Raw genomic sequence first — 15,236 nt, forward strand, 5'->3', positions numbered from 1 at the left:
CCGAAGCCCAAACGCAAGAAGCGCCGCGTGCCCCACGCCCAGTACCTGCGACAGGTCGCCACCTCCCGCGTCCTCGCCGCCGGCACCGTCGACTACGTCAAACGATGAGGTTTAAAGGGGTGCCCTCTGGGAGAGGGACGGGGTGAGGGATAGAACGCTCGCGTCATGTCGACGAACCCAGTGAACCGCGGTGACCTCTGCTGGATTGCTCCAGACGACTCACGAGGCCCCGCGCCCGAGTACTCGCATCCGCACGTCGTGGTGCAGGACGACGTCTTCAACCACTCACGCATCACGACGGTGGTCGTCTGCGCGCTGACGTCGAACCTGCACCGCATGACGGAGCCGGGGAACGTCCTGCTCGAGCCGGGCGAGGGGGGGCTCGCGAAGCAGAGCGTGATCGTGGTGTCGCAGATCTCCTCGGTGGAGAAGAGCCGGCTGGGCGAGCGCATCGGCTCGCTGTCGCAGGAGCGTGTGGACCAGATTCTCGCGGGCCTCCGCTTCCAGCAGGCGTCGTTCTTCGGGCGGTAGCGCCCTTCAGCGCTGAAGCCGCGCGAAGTCATCCCTCACCCTCTCCCAGAGGGAGAGGGGACGGCTTCGCTCACTGAGAAGAATGGAAGTGAGGCTCAGTAGGCGAGCGCCCAGCGCTGCAGCAGCGCGTCCTGGAGCGCGCGCGCCTGGCTCATCCACGCGTCCGCAGCCTTCTCGCGCCCCTCCTGCTCCTTGAGGTTCGCCACCGGCCGCGCGCGCTGCGCATCGCGCTGCGCGAGGTCCGAGACCAGGATGCAGAAGAGCAGCTCGCGCCCCGAGGGCGTGAAGAGGTGCCCCACCATGCCGCTCGCGTAGTCCATGCTCCCGGTCTTCGCCCACACGTTGAAGGCCGTCTCCGGCTGCGTGAGCCTCCCCGCGAGGGTGCCGCTCCACCCGCCCACCGGCAGCAGGGTGAAGAAGGGCCGGCCATAGGTGCGGGTGTGGCGCCGCGCGTACTCCAGCGCCTGCACCAGCTGCCGCGGCGTGGCGCGGCTCTTCGCGTTCAGCCCCGAGCCGTTCTGCAGGCTGAAGCCCTCCCAGTTGCCCTGGGGCACGCGCGCGCGCCACCACGCCGCGAGCGCCTCGCCGGCCGCCGGCAGCGGCACCGCCTTGCCCGTGAGCTGGCGCGCGGTGGACATCAGGAGCAGCTCCGCCATCGCGTTGTTGCTCGGCAGCAGCGTCGCCTCGGCCTCGTCGATCAACGGCGGGCCGCGCTGCGTGGAGATGGGCAGCGCCCCCTTTGCGGGCACCAGCCCCTGCGCGGGCTCGGGCAGCGTCACCCCGGCCTGCGCCGCGAAGCGCCGCAGCGCCACGGCCGCCCACGCGCTCGGCGCGCGCAGGGGCACGCGGCGCTCGCCGCTGGGCGGCAGGTCCTGCGAGAGCAGCCAGCCCTCGGGCGCGGGCGCGCGGTGCAGCCCCACGCCGTCGTCCGGGCCCGGGTACACGTCCAGCGGGCTGCGGCCGAAGGACGGCACGGTGTAGCCCTCCACCTCGCCCGGCGCGCCCGTGGGCCGCCAGCGCACCGAGAAGCGGTCCGAGTCCACGCTGAGCGCGGAGAGCGCCGGGCTGTACGACGCATCCTCCGCCTGCTCCGGGTCGATGGTCGGCGGCACCCAGAGGAAGGCGTCGTCGTAGAGGAAGCGGCCCGTGATGCGGGTGATGCCCGCGGCCCTCAGGGCCTGCGCGAGCGCCGCGAGCCGCGCGTAGCTCAGCTGCGGGTCTCCACTGCCGCGCAGGTAGAGGTCCCCCTTCAGCACACCGCCCGCCACCGGCCCCCGGCGCAGCAGCGCCGTGGGGAAGGTGTGCGAGGGCCCCAGCACCTCCAGCGCCGCGAGCGCGGTGAACACCTTCGCAGTCGAGGCCGGCGCGTGCAGCGTGTCCGCGCCCTGCTGCGCCACGGCCTCGTGGGTGCGCGGGTCGTAGAGGAGGAAGGAGACGCGCTCGGGCGCGAAGCCGAAGCGCTGCAGCACCGCGGCGTCGCTCGGCGCGGGCGCGGGCGGCGCATAGGGACGCACCGCGGAGATCCGCCACGGCGGGGGCGCGGGCTTCGCGGGCGGCGGAGGCTTCGGCTTCGGCGCCTCGGCCTGGGGGGCCTCGGGCTTGGGCGCTTCGGGCTTCGGCGCTTCGGGCTTCGGGGCCTCCGTCTTCGGAGCCTCGGGCGTGGGGGGCGTGGGCCGGGGCGCCGACGTGCGGCAGCCCAGCACGAGCGCGAGGAGCACGGCCATCCATGACGCGTGACGCATGGGGTCGCTTGTATCGCGGGCGCGCGCCCCGTTGCAGCGGGTGCTTGGAGCCGCGCGGCGGAGAGGGGAGACTGGCGAACCTTTCCCTCGCCGGAGCCCCGCATGCGCGTGAAGACCCGAGCCCTCCTCCTCACCGGCGTGCTCAGCGCCACTCCCGCCGTGGCGCTCGCCGCGCGCCAGGCCACCTCGACCGCCGCCGCCGCGAAGCCGGCCTCCGCCGCCGCGCCGCCGCGCTTCGTGCTCGCGCACGTGGGCCCGGACGCCGTCACGCAGCTGTACGCGCCGGGCGCCGCGGACCTGAGCCCGCAGGAGAAGCAGGTGGCCTGGCACCTCACGCTCGCGGCGCACGCGGGCGAGGAGATTGCCTACGATCAGCTCGGCTGGCGCCTCGTCTCGGTGAAGCAACTGCTCGAGGGCGTGTACCTCTTCGGCCTCGAGGGAAAGCCCGGCAGCGCCGCCGCCGGAAGCTTCGACGCGAAGCTCACCGAGTACCTGCTGCGCTTCTACGGCCACACCGGCAACCACGACCAGGTGACGAGCCAGAAGTTCGTGCCCGCCTTCACCCCGGCGCAGCTCGAGGCCGCGGCGCTGCGGGCCTTTGCCGCGGGCGCCCCCTTCGGCGTCTCGGACGAGGCGGGGCTCAAGGCGTGGCTGAAGGAGCTGGGCCCCACGCTCTTCGACGCGAAGTTCGAGCCGCTGGTGACGAGCAAGGCGCCGCCCCCGGGGCAGGACCTGCTCACGGCCTCGGGCAACACGGCCTACGGGCGCGACGTGAAGCTCAAGGACCTGGAGGGCTTCCAGGAGAAGTACCCGCTCAACAGCCGCGTGGTGAAGGTGGAGGGCAAGCTGCAGGAGCGCGTCTTCCGCACCGGCACGCCGGACGGCAAGGTGGCGCCGGGCCTGTACGCGCAGGAGCTGGGCCGCGTGAACGCGCACCTCATGAACGCGGCGAAGAGCGCGCCGCCCGCGCAGGCCGAGGCCCTCAAGCGCCTGGTGCGCTACTTCCAGACGGGCGAGGCCGCGGACTGGGACGCGTACAACATCGCCTGGCTCAAGGCGGACCCGATGGTGGACGCGAACCTCGGCTTCATCGAGACCTACGTCGATGCGCGCGGGCAGAAGGGGCAGTGGGAGGCCCTGGTGAACTACCGCGACGTCGCGGAGAACCGGGTGATGCAGCTCATCGGCAGCCGCGCCCAGTACTTCGAGGACCGCATGCCCTGGCCGGAGAAGTACCGCCGCAAGGGCGTGGCGCTGCCGGTGGCCAAGGCCATCAACCTGGTGGACAGCTACCCGCAGCCGCCCGCGGGCATCAACCTGCCCAACGAGCAGCACATCCGCGAGAAGTACGGCAGCAAGAGCGTGCTGGTGGCCAACGTCATGGAGACGGCGAGCGCGGTGAAGCGCCTGCCGCTCGCGCTCGAGTTCAGCCTCACCCCCGAGGAGCGCAAGCTCGCGGAGAAGTACTCGGTGACGGCGCGCAAGTGGCTCGTCGCCTTCCACGAGGTGCTGGGCCACGCGAGCGGCCAGGTGGACCCGAAGCTCCAGGGCGCCTCGCCGAGCAAGTTCCTCAAGGAGTACGACAACACGCTGGAGGAGGCGCGCGCGGACCTGGTCGCGCTCTACCACGCCTTCGACCCCGCCCTCACCGAGCTCTCCCCGGACGCGGAAGCCGTGGCGCGCCAGATGTACCGCGACTTCCTGGTGGAGGGGCTCACCGCGCTCGAGCGCGTGAAGGTGGGCGACGCCTTCGAGGAGGACCACCAGCGCGGCCACCACATGACGGTGAGCTACCTGATGCAGCAGGGCTCGGTGGCGCAGGTGAAGCAGGGTGGGCGCAGCTACTGGGTGGTGAAGGACTTCGCGAAGATGCGCGAGGGCGTGGGCGAGCTGCTCGGCAAGCTGATGGTCATCAAGGCCACGGGCGACTACGCGGGCATCCGCGACCTGGTGCAGAAGTACGGCGTGAAGTTCGACCCGAAGCTGCGCGACGAGGTGGCGGCGCGCGTGAAGAAGGCGAAGGTGCCCACGGTGCTCTTCATGTCCAGCCCGCGCCTGCAGCCGGTGCTGGGCGCCGAAGGCGCGGTGGTGGACCTGAAGGTGACGCACGGCCAGCCCTTCATCGAGCAGCACCTGGAGCGCAGCCTGCTCGGGCGCCTGCCGCCCACGGACGCGACGCGCATCGCCGCGAACCTCGAGTCCTCGCCGGCGGCCCTGCGCCAGGCCTTCCGCGACCTCGGCTGGCGCCCGCCCAAGCCCGTCAAGTGAGCCCCCGGCGCGCTCAGGGGCCCGCGGTGCGCCTCTCCCGCGAGGAGGCCGCGCGCTTCCTCGTGGGCCACCAGCACCTCGCCGCGCCCGACTTCTCCCCGGGCGTGCGCGGGGTGCGCCAGCTGCTCCTGCAACTGCGTTGCATCCAGCTGGACCCCCTGGACGTGCTGGGCACCAACGCGGACCTGGTGGCGCTCGCGCGGGTGGAGGGCCTGCGCAAGGGGGACGTGTACCGGGCCCTCTTGCCGGGCCACGCCTTCGAGCACTTCGCGAAGGAGCGCTGCCTCCTGCCCGCGTACGCCTTTCCCTACTACCGCGACCGCGCGGCGCAGGCGCCGTGGTGGCGGCTCGGGGACCGCGAGCAGCGCCTGCCCCCGCAGGTGGTGGAGCGCGTGCTGCACGAGGTGCGCGAGCGCGGCCCCGTGAGCGCCGCCGAGCTCACCGACCACGGCAGCGTGGTGCCCATCGACTGGAGCGGCTGGAAGGGCACGGGCCGGGCCACCGCGATGGCGCTCGAGGTGCTGTGGACGCGCTGCCAGGTGGTGGTGTGCGGACGCGAGCCGCGCGGCAAGCGCTACGACGTGCCGGAGCGCGCGCTGCCGAAGGTGGCCGGCGTGCAGGTGGCGCACGCGGGGAATGCGGAGGAGGCCTTCCTGCGCTGGGCGCTGCTCGAGCGCGTCGAGGCGGCGGGTCTGCTCAGCCGCGCGGGGGGTGCGCACTGGAGCATGCTCGCCCCGGTGCGCACCTCGGGGCTGCCGGACGCGCTGGTCGCGGAGGGGCTGCTCGAGGAGGTGGAGGTGGAGGGCTCTCCGCGCCGCTACCTGGCGCCGAGGGGCTTTCGCGCGCGGCGCCACCCGGAGCCGGACGGGCGCATGCGCCTCCTCGGGCCGCTGGACCCGCTGCTGTGGGACCGCGAGCTGGTGCGCTGCGCCTTCGGCTTCGAGTACGTGTGGGAGGTGTACAAGCCCGAGCACCAGCGGCGCTGGGGCTGGTACGTGTGCCCGCTGCTGCACCGGGGGCAGCTGGTGGGAAGGCTCGAGGGGCGCGTGGAGGAGGGTGCGCTCGTGGTGAGCCGGCTGTGGCGCGAGCGGGGGCGCGGCTTCGACGAGGACGCGCTCGATGCCGCGCTCGCACGCCACGCCGAGGCGCTGGGCGCCGCGCGGGTGAAGCGCCCGCGGCGGGCGAAGGGCTGAGCGCGCGGCTCGACCTGGCCCTGCGGGTGCGTCTAGGGTCCCGCGGCGACATGGCCCTCCCGCTCCGCCCGCTCGCCCTCGCGCTGCTGCTGCTCGCCGCCTGCTCGGACACGCCCGCGATTCCCGGCCCCGGCACGCCCACGCCGGACGCTGGAGGGCCGCCCGAGCCCGCGGCGCCCATCGCGCTCGTGCTCGCCCCCGCGCCGCCGGACGAGGGGCTCCGCGCGGACGCCCAGGGCGCGCTCACGGCGGTGGGCGAGGTGCAGCGCTACCTCGTGACCCTGGAGGGAGCGCGGGTGCTCTACTTCCAGCTCAGCACCGCGGCGCAAGGCGCGGCGTCCGGCCTGCGGCTCGGCTACTCGCTGCTGCGACCAGACGGCAGCGAGGAGCTGAGCGAGGAGGCGCCGGCGGCGGGAGCGGGGCGCCTCGCGCGCGCGCGGCTCGCACAGCCGGGCACCTACACCCTCGCAGTGCGGGCACTGCAGGGGGCCGCAGGGGGCAGCTCGCGCCTCACCTACGCGCTGCAGGTGCAGGTGCTCGAGGAGGCGGACGCGCCGGAGCCCGATGCAGCGCCGCGCACCGTGACGCTCGCGCCCGCGAGCCTGCCTGCCGCGGGGAGCGCCACGGGGCGCCTGGAGACGGAAGGGGACGTGGACGCGTTCGCGGTGGACGTGCCCGCGCGCGGCGAGCCCACGGTGCTGCACTGGCGACTCGTGCCGCTGGGGACGGGCGGCCGCTACCCCCTGCTGCCCGTGGAGCCGGACCTCTCCGTGCGCGTGCTGAGCCGCGTGGCTCCGGGAGCAGACTGCCGTGCGGACGTGGCGGTGTGCCCGCTTGCGCCGGGAGCCTCGGCGGCGGCCCTCGCTGCGCGCGAGCAGGGCTGCGCGCTCCCCGAGCCCCTGTGCCTGCAGGCGCTGCGGCAGCAGGCCGCGGGCTTCGAGGAGCTGCGCAACTTCGAGGGCGTGCTCGCGCTGCCCCCGCACACGTCCACGCAGCGGCTCCTCGTGCAGGTGCTGAGCGCGAGCGGGCGCTGGGCGGACGATCGCGACTACCGCCTCGAGCTCTCGTGGGAGGTGGACCCGGACGAGACAGGGACGCCTCCGATGCAGACCCTGCAGCAGGACCTGCGCGCGGACGCCGGCAGCGAGCCGCCGACGGGGCAGGGCTTCGAGCTGCGCGGCACGCTGCTCGCGGGCCACGGTGCGCTGGGCTCGGAGCCCCGCGGCGTGCGCGGCCCCTCGGACTACGACGCCGTGCCCTCGGATGTGGACACCTTCGAGCTGCAGCTGCCCAATGTCCCGGCGCCGCAGGACCTCGCGTGGAAGCTCGCGTGGGATGTGGAGCACGATGCGGACGGAGGCACGCCCTACGGGCTCGCAGTGGGGCTCACCTTCTGTGACGGTGACGTGAGCGCCGGGGGCAGCGGCTGCACGCCCGTGACCACCAGCAGCCGGGGCAATCCGCTCACGCTGCGTTACCTCGAGGCGCCGCGGGTTCCGTGGCACGCGCCCGACACCGGCGCGGGACCGCTGCTGCTCACGCGGCAGCGGGAGGACGCGCGGCTCGGCCTCACCACCACCACCCTCACCGACGAGGCCTGCGCGTGCTTCGAGCCGCGCTTCGTGCGCGGCGGCACGCTGCGCCTCCAGGTCAGCGCCGTGGGGCGCACCAGCTACGCGCCCGTGCACTACGCCGTGCGCACCGCGTGGGCGCCGTACCCGCGCAGCTTCACGCTCGGCACGTCCACGGTGAGCTGCCCTGCGCCCGTCGCCAATACGTTGCCGGACGGCGGCGTCAGCTGGAGCCCGGGCTGCGCCTTCACGCGCGAGCCCTGAGCGGCAGCGCATACCCTTGCTGCGAGGAGGTGCGAGATGGCGCGAGACCGGGCACTGATGGAGGAGGCGGTGGACCTGCTGCGGATGGTGGGGCCGGTGCAGGGGCGGGGGATGTTCGGCGGCTGGGGCCTCTACCTGCATGGGCGCATGTTCGGGCTCATCGCGGAGGGACAGCTGTTCCTCAAGACGGACGAGCTCACGCGACCCGACTTCGAGCGCTCGGGCTGCCGGCCCTTCGTCTACGAGGGCGGCGGCAAGTCGATGGCGACCAGCTACTGGACGCCACCGGAGGCAGTGGCGGATGACCCTCGCGCCATCACGCCGTGGGCGCGCCGGGCAGTGGAGGCCGCCGAGCGCGCGGCGCTGCGCAAGCAGCCCAAGAAGCGAGCCGCAACAAAGCGCGCTGCAGCCGAGGCTGAGCCTGTGAAGCGCGTCGCGACGAAGAAGGGTGCTGCTCAGACGAAGCGTCCCGTCGCGAAGAATGTGCCCGCGAAGCAGGCTGAGGCCAAGCCCATCGCGCGCAGAGCGGCCACGAAGAAGAGGGGAGGTCGCAAGTAGAGCGGACTCTTCTTCCGCCGCTCACGGGCGCGACTGTCCCTTCTCTCACTGGGAGAGGGAAAGGGCGAGGGATGGGCCCGCCCCGCCGTGCCCCGCGCGCGGCAGGCTCTGTGGGGGAGCCGGACGGGACGGGCTCCTGTCGCATGCGCCCAGCGCGCACGGGCACCGCCCTGCGCGACGCTCCGGGGATGCGCGAGGTGGGGGGCGGGCGAGGTGCTGCGCGCAGCTGAGTACAAACCTCGGGAGTTTTCAGAAGTCCCGAGGTCTGTATCCAGGAGCGCACCGACCTGCGTCCGGGAGGGGTACCCCTCCGGCCGCGGAGTCGCGCACTCCTGTTCTGAGATGTCGGGGGCTTTGCGGTAGGACTTACAGGCCTCGAGGCGAGAATGGTGCTTCTCCGCGAGCGCGCCTGCCCCCGCCGAACCCGCACGCGCGTGCACTTCGGCGAAGAAGGTGCGGGACCAGCGACCCGTCTCGCCGCTCCTGCGGAAGTGGTCCCTCCCCCGAGCCTCCCCGGAGCGCCGCGCAGGCCGACGCCCGCGCGCGCTGGCCACTTACGAGAGGAACCCGTCCCGTCCGTTTCCCTTCCGAGCGCTGTCGACGTGCTCGCCCCGAAGCGACGCGTGACGGACCGCGCCTCAGTTGAAGGTCGCGGAGAACAGCAGGAGGAAGCTCCCTGCGTTCCAGTCCTTCGTGTCGTTGTCGCCCTTCACGTGCGTGCCGGCGAGCTCGGCGCCGATGCCCAGGCCCCACTGGTCGCCCACCCACCACTCCTTGCCGATGCCCAGGTGCAGGCCGCCGCCGTTGCCGGGGTCACCGAGCTTGTCCCCGTTCTGGGTGAGGCTGAGGCTCGTCGCCGAGATGGCACCCGAGATGTAGAGGTTCACCGGCATGAAGTAGTAGGTGACGCCGATGCCCACGGCGCCGAAGTTGCCGTTGAGGTCGTTGTTCGTCTCGAAGGTGATGCCGCCGATCTTCACGTCGGGGTCCGGCGTGCCGGTGCCGAACAGCTTGCCGTAGAGGATGAAGTTGCGCGTGAGGGCGCCGCCGATCTCCACGTTGAGCCCGCCCGAGCCGCCCTTGAGGGTGATGTCGTCGTTGCTGGCGCTCGTGCCGCCGAAGCCCCCCTGCAGGCGCAGGTAGAAGCCGTCGTGGGTGTGAGGGGCTCCGGAGGCCTGGGCCGCACCGGCGGCGAGCAGCAGGGAGGCGAGCAGGAGGGGACGGGTCATGGTGGGCTCCGGCCTCTCCATAGGCCGGGCGCGGACGGAGGACAACCTCTCTGCGCTGTCTGCTTCCTCTCCGTGCCCTCACCCTTCCAGACAGTCGCTGCGCCCCTCCCGCCGCCGCAGCTTCCCATGGGGAAGGTGTGCGGCGCACACCTCGAGGAGGAGGCGTGATGGGACGGCGGGCAGTGGCAGCGGTACTGGGGATGCTCGCGCTCGCGGGCTGTGACAACGCGAACGAGCTGAAGGCGAGCATGACGGGCCCGCAGGAGCGGCCCACGCCCGTGGTCAGCGGCGGCACCGGCGAGGCGAAGGCCAACGTGAAGGGCAACACGGTCGTGGTGGCGGGCGTGTTCGACAACCTGACGAGCACCGCCATCGCCGCCCACATCCACGGGCCCGCGGACAAGGACACCGCGGCGCCGGTGCTCTGCGGGCTCACCGTCACGGCGTCGAGCGCCAACGGGACCAGCGGCACCATCGGCGGGACCTGCGACTTCAGCGACGCGCAGATCGAGCAGCTGAAGGACGGTCAGACGTACATCAACGTGCACACGCAGAACTATCCAGACGGGGAGATCCGCGGTCAGCTCGAGTGAGCACGCGCGCGGACGCAGCCCGCGCACAGGGAGCTGACGGTGAAGGTCGCCATTCTCGATGACTACCAGGGCGTCGCGCTCGGGCTCGCCGACTGGGAGAGCCTCGGCGCACAGGTGGAGGTCTTCCGCGCGCCCCTGCCCGAGGCCGGGCGCGCCGAGCGCCTGCGCCCCTTCGACGTGCTGGTGGCGATGCGCGAGCGCACGCCCTTTCCCGCGGCGCTGCTCGCTCAACTGCCGCACCTGCGCCTGCTCGTCACCACCGGCATGCGCAACGCCTCCATCGACGTGGCGGCCGCCCGCGCGCAGGGCATCACCGTGTGCGGCACGCGCGCAGTGGGCGCACCGGCCGCCGAGCTCACCTGGGGCCTCCTGCTCGCGCTGCTCAAGCGCATCCCCACCGAGGACCGCGCGCTGCGTGAGGGCGCGTGGCAGCTCGGGCTCACGCAGGGGCTCGAGGGCAAGCGCCTGGGCGTGGTGGGGCTGGGCAAGCTGGGCACGCAGGTGGCGCGCGTGGGACTCGCCTTCGGCATGGACGTGGTGGCCTGGAGCCCGAACCTCACGGACGCCCGCGCCGCGGTGGCCGGGGTGCGGCGCGTGGACAAGGACGCGCTCTTCGCCACGGCGGACGTGGTGACGCTGCACCTCGTCCTCTCCGAGCGTACCCGCGGCGTGGTGGGCGCAGCCGAGCTCGCGCGGATGAAGCCCTCGGCCTTCCTCGTGAACACCGCACGTGCGGGCCTCGTGGACGAGCCCGCGCTCGTGTCGGCGCTGCAGCAGGGCCGGCTCGCCGGCGCGGGGCTGGACGTCTTCTCCGTGGAGCCGCTGCCGCCGGAGCACCCGCTGCGTGCTGCGCCCCACACGGTGCTCACCCCGCACCTCGGCTACGTCACGCAGGAGAACTACGTCGTGTACTACCGCGACGCGCTCGAGGACATCCGCGCCTGGGCCGCGGGCACGCCGGTGCGCGTGCTCGAGGCCTAGCGCCTCTCACGCGAGCGAGGGCAGGGGGCCCACTGCATCGTTCGAAGGACGCACGCTCGCAGCCACCGCGTCGGGGAGCAGCGGCTGTGCAGACACCTCGCTCGCGGTCTCTCCGTGCTGGCTCAGGTCCAGCCCCTGCAGTTCCTCCTCGCGCGTCACGCGCAGGGGCACCAGCAGGTCCACGAGCTTGTAGAGGAGGAAGGAGCCGCCGAGGCAGAAGGCCGAGACGAGCAGCAGCGCCGCGAGGTGCACGAGGAAGGTGTGCGGGTGGCCGGAGAGCAGCCCCACGTCCTTGGCCAGCACGCCGGTGAGCAGCATCCCCACCACGCCGCCCAGCCCGTGGCAGGGGAACACGTCCAGCGTGTCGTCGATGCCGGTGCGGCTCTTCAGGTGCACCGCCACGTGGCTCACGAGGCTCGCCACCAGCCCCACGACGAGGCTCTGCCCCACGCTCACGAAGCCTGCGGCCGGGGTGATGGCGACGAGCCCCACCACCGCGCCCGTGCACGCGCCCAGCGCGCTCGGCTTGCGCCCGCGCATCCAGTCGTAGGTCATCCACCCGAGCATCGCCGCCGCCGAGGCCGTGTTGGTGGTGGCGAAGGCGAGCGCCGCCGCGCCGTTGGCCCCCAGCGCCGAGCCCGCGTTGAAGCCGAACCAGCCGAACCAGAGCATCCCCGTGCCCAGCAGCACGAAGGGCAGGTTCGTTGGCGCGTGCGCGGCCGGTACTGCGTGGCGCTTGCCCAGCACCAGGGCACCGGCGAGCGCCGCGAAGCCCGCGCTCATGTGCACCACCGTGCCGCCCGCGAAGTCGAGCACGCCCCAGCGGCGCAGGAAGCCCTCCGGGTGCCAGGTCCAGTGCGCGAGCGGCGCGTAGATGAAGAGGCTGAAGAGCACCATGAAGAGCAGGTACGCCTTGAAGCGCACCCGCTCGGCGAAGGCGCCGGTGATGAGGGCGGGCGTGATGATCGCGAACTTCAGCTGGAAGAGCGCGAAGAGCATCAGCGGGATGGTGGGCGCGAGCGCGGGGTGCGTCTCCACGCCCACGCCGCGGAAGAAGAGGAAGGTGCGCGGGTCGCCGATGAGCCCGAGGCCGCCCACGCTGTCGCCGAAGCTCAAGCTGAAGCCCACCACCACCCAGAGCACGCTCACCACCGCCATCGCGATGAAGCTCTGCAGCAGCGTGGACACCACGTTCTTGTGCCGAACCATGCCCGCGTAGAAGAAGGACAGTCCGGGCGTCATCAGCAGCACCAGCGCCGTCGCCGTGAGCATCCAGGCCGTGTCCGCCCCGCTCAGCGGGCCCCCCACCTGCGCCTGCTGCACCTCGGGCACACTGAGCCCCAGCACCCCCACCGCCGCCAGCGCGGCCCCCACCAGCGTCTTGCGCATCCTGGCCCTCCCGAGAAGACGACAAGGCCAGATTCCGCATGGGCTGAGACAAAATCAAGCTTGCGAAGGCTTATTCATCGACAATCCACGACAGTCCGCTGGTTTCTAATGCGTCGCGTTGCAGCGCTGACGAGCCCCCGAAGCGCTCTCCATTTCCCTTGTGCGCGGGTTTCGCATGAAATGTCGCCCGCTTCGGGCCGGACGCATCGCCAGGAGTCATCCATGTCCAGCCTTGCCCTCGTGTCGCTGCTGTCGCTGCTCGCCCAGACCCCCACATCCTCGGCGTCTGAGCCCGAGCCCGAGCGAGAGGTGCACTTCGAGGCGCTCGTCTCGCTGCTCGCCGCCGGCGGAGCGGTCGAGTTTCCCCTGGGCCTGAAGGACGGGGTGGTGCTCGAGACGGGGGTGGGCCCGGAGCTGGGCTTCTCGCTCCTGCCCTCGCACACCGGGTCCAGCTACTCCTCCGGCGGCTACACCGGCATCGGCGCGTCCATGGTGCACGTGTCGCTCGGATGGCGGCACCGCGCGGGGGAGCGCAGCAGCGTGGACCTGGGCGTGCGGGCCATGCAGTTGCTGACGCTCCCGGGCGGCGAAGCGGTGATGCTCTTCCCCCTCACGTTCGCCTTCTTCTAGGCCGCGCGCGCTCCTGCTAGAGCAGGGGTCATGGCTCCCTCCTCCGTGCTCGCGCGCTGGCGCGCCCAGGTCGCCTCCTCCCGCACCGCCGTGCTCGACGCGGCCGGTGAGCACTCCTACGCCGCGCTCGATGCGCGCGCCCGCGCTGTCGCGGGCGTGCTGCTGCAGGGCCGCGCCACACTCGCGGGAGAGCGCGTGGCGCTGCTCGCGGACCCCGGCGCTCCCTTCGTGGAGGCGCTCTACGGCATCTTCCTCGCGGGTGGCTGCGCGGTGGTGCTCAGCCCGCTGCACCCGCCGGCCGAGAGCAGCTACTTCTGCGAGGACGCCGAGGTGCGTGCGCTGCTGGTGGGCGAGAGCCAGCGCGCGAAGGTGCCGCCGCTCGGCGCGGGCGTGCGCGTGCTCGGGCTCGAGGAAGCGCGCGAGGCGCCGCTCGGTGCGGTGGAGACCCAGCCCACGGACGACGACCCCGCGCTGCAGATCTACACCAGTGGCACCACCGGCAAGCCCAAGGGCGCGGTGCTCACGCACGGCAACCTCGGCGCGCAGCAGGCGGCGCTGGGCGAGGCGTGGGGGATGCGGCAGGACGACGTGCTGCTGCACTGCCTGCCGCTGCACCACGTGCACGGGCTCTCCATCGCGATGCTGGACGCGCTGGGCGCAGGGGGCTGCGTGCGCTTCGTCGCCTACGAGGCCGCGCGCGTGTGGGAGACGCTGGGCGCGTGCACGGTCTTCATGGCGGTGCCCACCATCTACGCGAAGCTCTTCGCCGCCTACGACGCCGCGGACGAGGCCACCCGCGCGCGCTGGGCCGCTCACGCCGTGCAGCTGCGCCTCGCCACCAGCGGCAGCGCCGCCCTGCCGGTGGGGCTCGCCTCGCGCTGGCGCGAGCTCACCGGGCACATCCCGCTCGAGCGCTTCGGGATGACGGAGATCGGCGTCGCGCTGAGCAACCCGCTGGAGCCCGGGCTCCGTCGAGCGGGCCACGTGGGCTGGCCCCTGCCGGGCGTGGAGGTGCGGGTGGTGGACGAGGGCGGGCAGGAGGCGCAGAGCGGCGAGCTGTGGGTGCGCGGCCCCAGCGTCTTTCCCGGCTACCACCGGCGCGAGGAGGCCACGCGCGCGGCCTTCGCGGACGCTGCCGGCGTGCGCTGGTTTCGCACCGGGGACACCGTGCAGCGCGAGCCGGACGGCTGCGTGCGCATCCTCGGGCGCACCAGCGTCGACATCCTCAAGAGCGGTGGCTACAAGCTGAGCGCGCTGGAGCTCGAGGAGCTCTTGCGCGAGCACCCCGCGGTGGGCGAGGTCGCGGTGGTGGGCGTGCCGGACGACGTGTGGGGCGAGCGCGTGGTGGCCTGCGTGGTGCCGCGCGCGGGCGCCGAGGCGGCCTGCACCGAGGAGGCGCTGCGCAGCTTCGCGAAGGAGCGCGTGGCGGCGTACAAGGTCCCGAAGCAGGTGGTGCTGCTGCCGGAGCTGCCGCGCAACGCGATGGGCAAGGTGGTGAAGCCCGAGCTGGTGAAGCGCCTGCGCTGAGGCGCCGGTGCGGAGGCGCCGGTGCTCCCGCGGCTACCCGGCGAGCGGGCATGCGCGCGCCGCGCCCGCGCCCGCGGGCGGGCCTTAGCTTTCTGCGGATGATCCGAACTCAGCACGACGCCCTGGAGCTGGTGCGCGAGCGGCAGGTGGTGACGGAGGTGCCCACGCACGGGCCCACCTCCCTGGTGGCGGCCGTCATCGGGAGGGTGCCGCAGGGCAGCTGGCGCGAGCACGCGAAGGGCCGGCTCGTGTACCGCCTCGGCCGCCAGCTGCGCGCCTCGCCCGAGGTGCTCGCGGTGCGGCTGGTCGAGGGCAAGGTGGCCTTCGTGGACCGCGCGCTGTGGCCCGAGGTGTACCGGGTGGCGATGGAGCCGGAGCGCCGGCGCCGCTCGCTCGAGGGACTCTCGCCGCACGCGCGCGGGCTGCTCACCCAGGTGGAGCGCGACGGCGTCGTGCGGCTCGCGAAGGAGGAGGGGCCGTGGACCAAGGCGCGCGAGGCGCTCGAGGAGCGGCTGCTCGTGCACTTCGCCGAGGCGCAGAACGAGGAGGGAAAGCACGAGGCGGTGCTGCGCGCCTGGCGCAAGTGGGCCAGCGCGCAGCTGAAGCACGAGGCGGGCCGGCTCTCCTACGACGAGGCGCTCGAGACCCTGCGCGCGGCCTGCGGCGGTGCGCCCGCGGGGCTGGGGCCCTGGGTGTTCTGAGGCGGGGAGCCCCGGCTCGGGAGAGGCCGCTGCACGGGCCCCTCCCGAGCGGGATGCCG

The 15,236-nt window shown here is 73.1% G+C and carries 13 protein-coding genes; 10 read left to right on the forward strand and 3 right to left on the reverse strand.

Annotated elements, in window-relative coordinates; translation table 11 throughout:
- Positions 1 to 165: 165 nt before the first annotated feature.
- Entirely contained in the window at positions 166 to 531 is a 366-nt protein-coding gene (locus tag FGE12_RS12765; RefSeq protein WP_153866735.1) for a type II toxin-antitoxin system PemK/MazF family toxin, read from the forward strand.
- 95 nt (positions 532 to 626) lie between these two features.
- Here the strand turns inward: FGE12_RS12765 and dacB are convergent, their stop codons facing one another.
- Positions 627 to 2,273, reverse strand: coding sequence for a D-alanyl-D-alanine carboxypeptidase/D-alanyl-D-alanine-endopeptidase (gene dacB / locus FGE12_RS12770; protein ID WP_153866736.1), 1,647 nt, complete (start codon positions 2,271 to 2,273; stop codon positions 627 to 629).
- A gap of 108 nt (positions 2,274 to 2,381) precedes the next feature.
- Between dacB and FGE12_RS12775 the strand changes: the two genes are divergently transcribed.
- The 4 genes from FGE12_RS12775 to FGE12_RS12790 are packed head-to-tail and all read left to right on the forward strand — an operon-like array spanning position 2,382 to position 8,127.
- Positions 2,382 to 4,541, forward strand: coding sequence for a peptidase (locus FGE12_RS12775; protein WP_370458969.1), 2,160 nt, complete (start codon positions 2,382 to 2,384; stop codon positions 4,539 to 4,541).
- Positions 4,542 to 4,567: 26 nt separating this feature from the next.
- The gene (locus FGE12_RS12780; protein WP_370458970.1) at positions 4,568 to 5,734 is read left to right on the forward strand and encodes a DNA glycosylase AlkZ-like family protein; all 1,167 of its coding nucleotides are present in this window, start codon (positions 4,568 to 4,570) and stop codon (positions 5,732 to 5,734) included.
- Positions 5,735 to 5,784: 50 nt separating this feature from the next.
- Complete coding sequence (locus FGE12_RS12785) at positions 5,785 to 7,569, forward strand: hypothetical protein (RefSeq protein ID WP_153866738.1); 1,785 nt, start codon at positions 5,785 to 5,787, stop codon at positions 7,567 to 7,569.
- A 36-nt stretch (positions 7,570 to 7,605) separates the two neighbouring features.
- On the forward strand, positions 7,606 to 8,127 hold the full coding sequence (locus FGE12_RS12790) for a TfoX/Sxy family protein (RefSeq protein ID WP_153866739.1): 522 nt from the start codon (positions 7,606 to 7,608) through the stop codon (positions 8,125 to 8,127).
- Positions 8,128 to 8,765: 638 nt separating this feature from the next.
- Here the strand turns inward: FGE12_RS12790 and FGE12_RS12795 are convergent.
- A complete protein-coding gene (locus FGE12_RS12795; RefSeq protein ID WP_153866740.1) occupies positions 8,766 to 9,356 on the reverse strand; it encodes an outer membrane beta-barrel protein in 591 nt (196 codons plus the stop codon).
- Between the two features lie 167 nt (positions 9,357 to 9,523).
- On the opposite strand from FGE12_RS12795, the gene FGE12_RS12800 reads away from it, so the two are divergent.
- The gene (locus tag FGE12_RS12800; RefSeq protein WP_153866741.1) at positions 9,524 to 9,949 is read left to right on the forward strand and encodes a CHRD domain-containing protein; all 426 of its coding nucleotides are present in this window, start codon (positions 9,524 to 9,526) and stop codon (positions 9,947 to 9,949) included.
- Positions 9,950 to 9,988: 39 nt separating this feature from the next.
- Complete coding sequence (locus tag FGE12_RS12805) at positions 9,989 to 10,930, forward strand: D-2-hydroxyacid dehydrogenase family protein (RefSeq protein ID WP_194797835.1); 942 nt, start codon at positions 9,989 to 9,991, stop codon at positions 10,928 to 10,930.
- A 6-nt stretch (positions 10,931 to 10,936) separates the two neighbouring features.
- On the opposite strand, the gene FGE12_RS12810 is transcribed toward FGE12_RS12805, so the two are convergent.
- A complete protein-coding gene (locus tag FGE12_RS12810) occupies positions 10,937 to 12,319 on the reverse strand; it encodes an ammonium transporter (RefSeq protein WP_153866743.1) in 1,383 nt (460 codons plus the stop codon).
- Positions 12,320 to 12,541: 222 nt separating this feature from the next.
- On the opposite strand from FGE12_RS12810, the gene FGE12_RS12815 reads away from it, so the two are divergent.
- The 3 genes from FGE12_RS12815 to FGE12_RS12825 all read left to right on the forward strand — a co-directional run bounded on the left by FGE12_RS12815 (position 12,542) and on the right by FGE12_RS12825 (position 15,177).
- Positions 12,542 to 12,949, forward strand: coding sequence for a hypothetical protein (locus tag FGE12_RS12815; protein ID WP_153866744.1), 408 nt, complete (start codon positions 12,542 to 12,544; stop codon positions 12,947 to 12,949).
- A gap of 30 nt (positions 12,950 to 12,979) precedes the next feature.
- A complete protein-coding gene (locus FGE12_RS12820; protein WP_153866745.1) occupies positions 12,980 to 14,476 on the forward strand; it encodes an AMP-binding protein in 1,497 nt (498 codons plus the stop codon).
- A 98-nt stretch (positions 14,477 to 14,574) separates the two neighbouring features.
- Entirely contained in the window at positions 14,575 to 15,177 is a 603-nt protein-coding gene (locus FGE12_RS12825) for an RNA methyltransferase (RefSeq protein ID WP_153866746.1), read from the forward strand.
- Positions 15,178 to 15,236 lie beyond the last annotated feature (59 nt).

Source organism: Aggregicoccus sp. 17bor-14 (assembly GCF_009659535.1).
In the GTDB taxonomy this organism is placed as follows: domain Bacteria; phylum Myxococcota; class Myxococcia; order Myxococcales; family Myxococcaceae; genus Aggregicoccus.

What these genes read in the sequence shown, in the direction of transcription:
- FGE12_RS12765 (WP_153866735.1), top strand. Translation starts at nt 166, where the DNA reads ATGTCGACGAACCCAGTGAACCGCGGTGACCTCTGCTGGATTGCTCCA.
- dacB (WP_153866736.1), bottom strand. Translation starts at nt 2,273, where the DNA reads ATGCGTCACGCGTCATGGATGGCCGTGCTCCTCGCGCTCGTGCTGGGC.
- FGE12_RS12785 (WP_153866738.1), top strand. Translation starts at nt 5,785, where the DNA reads ATGGCCCTCCCGCTCCGCCCGCTCGCCCTCGCGCTGCTGCTGCTCGCC.
- FGE12_RS12790 (WP_153866739.1), top strand. Translation starts at nt 7,606, where the DNA reads ATGGCGCGAGACCGGGCACTGATGGAGGAGGCGGTGGACCTGCTGCGG.
- FGE12_RS12795 (WP_153866740.1), bottom strand. Translation starts at nt 9,356, where the DNA reads ATGACCCGTCCCCTCCTGCTCGCCTCCCTGCTGCTCGCCGCCGGTGCG.
- FGE12_RS12800 (WP_153866741.1), top strand. Translation starts at nt 9,524, where the DNA reads ATGGGACGGCGGGCAGTGGCAGCGGTACTGGGGATGCTCGCGCTCGCG.
- FGE12_RS12810 (WP_153866743.1), bottom strand. Translation starts at nt 12,319, where the DNA reads ATGCGCAAGACGCTGGTGGGGGCCGCGCTGGCGGCGGTGGGGGTGCTG.
- FGE12_RS12815 (WP_153866744.1), top strand. Translation starts at nt 12,542, where the DNA reads ATGTCCAGCCTTGCCCTCGTGTCGCTGCTGTCGCTGCTCGCCCAGACC.
- FGE12_RS12820 (WP_153866745.1), top strand. Translation starts at nt 12,980, where the DNA reads ATGGCTCCCTCCTCCGTGCTCGCGCGCTGGCGCGCCCAGGTCGCCTCC.
- FGE12_RS12825 (WP_153866746.1), top strand. Translation starts at nt 14,575, where the DNA reads ATGATCCGAACTCAGCACGACGCCCTGGAGCTGGTGCGCGAGCGGCAG.